Below are 2,017 nucleotides of genomic sequence, written 5' to 3'. Positions count from 1 at the left end.
CACCCGCGTCCCACCCGCGTCCCACCGCTCACCGAGGAGCCGTCATGAGCACCGTGCCGCCCGCGCTCGCCGCCGCCGTCGGGCCGTTGCCCGAAGGGGTCGTCCTTCCGCTGCCGCCCACCTTCGAATCCGTCGAGGAGGAGCGCCGGTACCGCAAGGAGCAACTCGCCGCCGGTTTCCGCATCTTCGGAAGGTTCGGCTTCTCCGAGGGGGTCGCCGGGCACATCACCGTCCGCGACCCGGGCGATCCGAACGCCTTCTGGGTCAACCCCTTCGGCATGAGCTTCGGTCAGATCAAGGCCTCCGACCTGATCCTGGTGGACCACGAGGGGACCGTACGGGAGGGGCGCAGGCCCGTGAACCGGGCCGCGTTCGTCATCCACTCGCGGGTCCACGCCGCCCGGCCCGACGCGGTCGCCGCCGCGCACTCGCACTCGCTGTACGGGAAGGCCTTCTCCAGCCTCGGCATCCCGCTCGACCCGATCACCCAGGACGCCTGCGCCTTCTTCGAGGACCACGGGATCTACGACGACTACCGGGGCGTGGTCAACGAGACCGAGGAGGGCGAGCGGGTCGCGAAGGCCCTGGGCGACCACAAGGCGGTCATCCTCAAGAACCACGGGCTGTTGACCGTCGGGCAGTCCGTCGCCGAGGCCGTGTGGTGGTTCGTCACCATGGAGCGGTCCTGCCAGGCGCAGCTCCTCGCGATGGCGGCGGGCACGCCGCAGCACATCGACCGGGAGACGGCCCTGCTCACGCGTGGTCAGATCGGCGGGCATCTGGCCGGCTGGTTCCAGGCGCGCCCGCTGTGGGATCAGATCACGGCGTCGGACCCGGACCTCTTCGACTGAGCCTTGTCCTCGCTGCCGTCGCCGATGCCGGCGTCACCGCCGGCGCCGTTGGCGGTGCCGGCGCCGGGGATCTCCCGTGTCGACGCCTCCAGGAGCGGGGCGAGGAACTGCCGCTCCAGGCTGCCCGGCGGCAGCTCCGCCGGCTCCACGTAGCTCTGCGCGAGTCCCCCCTCGCGCAGGGCGATGAGGAGGCGTGCGAACCGGTCGGCGTCCACGGTCAGTTCGCGCCCGGCCCGGCGCAGGACGAGGGTGAGCCCGCGGGCGATCTCGGCCCGCAGCCGCGCGTCGTGGCGCGCGAGCACCCAGGCGGCCTGGGGGTCCCGGATGGCGTGCAGGGTGAACTCGGTGGTGACGAGGTACCAGTCCCGCTCGTCCGGTTCGACCCGGGCGGCGAGCTCCGCGAGCCGGGTCAGCGTGTACTCCTCGGCGGTCAGCGCGTCGATCGACTCGGCGAGCCGTCGTACGGTCCGGTCGCTGTGCTCGTCGAAGAGGGAGAGGAAGAGCTCTTCCTTGCTGGCGAAGTTCGAGTAGTACGCGCCCCGCGTGAATCCGGCGCGCTCACAGACCTGCTCGATCGTCGTCGCGTGGAAGCCGTGCTCGGCGAAGGTCTCCAGGGCGGCCTTCAGCAGCGCCGCGCGGGTACGGGGCCGCCGCCTGGTGACACCTTTCGGCACGGGTGCTTCCTCCTTCGTCCTGGCCGCGTCCTGCGGCGGACGCCCACCCTACCGGCGGCGCCATCCCGGGCGCGGATGACCACCGGCGGATAATATTCACGCATGGGAGAGCGGCCCGTCGCGCCCGCGGCGCCCGATCTGGTCCTCGAGATCGACGGGGACGCGACCCGGATGACTCCGAGCCGTGTCTATCGCATCGGGCGCGACCCCACCAGCGACATCGTGCTCGCCGACGCGCGCGCGTCCTGGCACCACGCGGTGCTCAGCGCCGCCGCCGGCCACTGGACCCTCGTCGACGAGAACAGCACGAACGGCACCTTCACGGACGGCCTGCGCGTGGCCGGGCCGAAGGAGGTGGGGCCCGGGACGGTCGTGCGGTTCGGTCATCCGGAGGACGGACCGCGCGCGGTGCTGTCGTCGGGAGCGGCGGCCCCCGCCACCCCGGAGGCGATGCCCGCGGCGCAGCCGGAAGCGCGGCCGGAACCACCATCC

The 2,017-nt window shown here is 72.5% G+C and carries 3 protein-coding genes; 2 read left to right on the top strand and 1 reads right to left on the bottom strand.

What is annotated here, in order from left to right; all coding sequences use genetic code 11:
* Positions 1–44: 44 nt before the first annotated feature.
* The gene (locus AOK00_RS35175) at positions 45–851 is read left to right on the top strand and encodes a class II aldolase/adducin family protein (protein WP_055604174.1); all 807 of its coding nucleotides are present in this window, start codon (positions 45–47) and stop codon (positions 849–851) included.
* Here the strand turns inward: AOK00_RS35175 and AOK00_RS35170 are convergent.
* Entirely contained in the window at positions 815–1,525 is a 711-nt protein-coding gene (locus AOK00_RS35170; RefSeq protein ID WP_254047624.1) for a TetR/AcrR family transcriptional regulator, read from the bottom strand. The two genes, AOK00_RS35175 and AOK00_RS35170, sit on opposite strands and share 37 nt — an antisense overlap.
* A gap of 102 nt (positions 1,526–1,627) precedes the next feature.
* Here AOK00_RS35170 and AOK00_RS35165 point away from each other — a divergent pair.
* On the top strand, positions 1,628–2,017 hold a 390-nt coding region (locus AOK00_RS35165), incomplete at its 3' end, for an FHA domain-containing protein (RefSeq protein WP_055604173.1).

This window comes from Streptomyces aureus (genome assembly GCF_001418135.1).
Classification (GTDB): Bacteria; Actinomycetota; Actinomycetes; order Streptomycetales; family Streptomycetaceae; genus Streptomyces; species Streptomyces aureus_A.
Note: the sequence above shows the minus strand (reverse complement) of the source record. Positions and strands in the feature narration are given on the sequence as shown.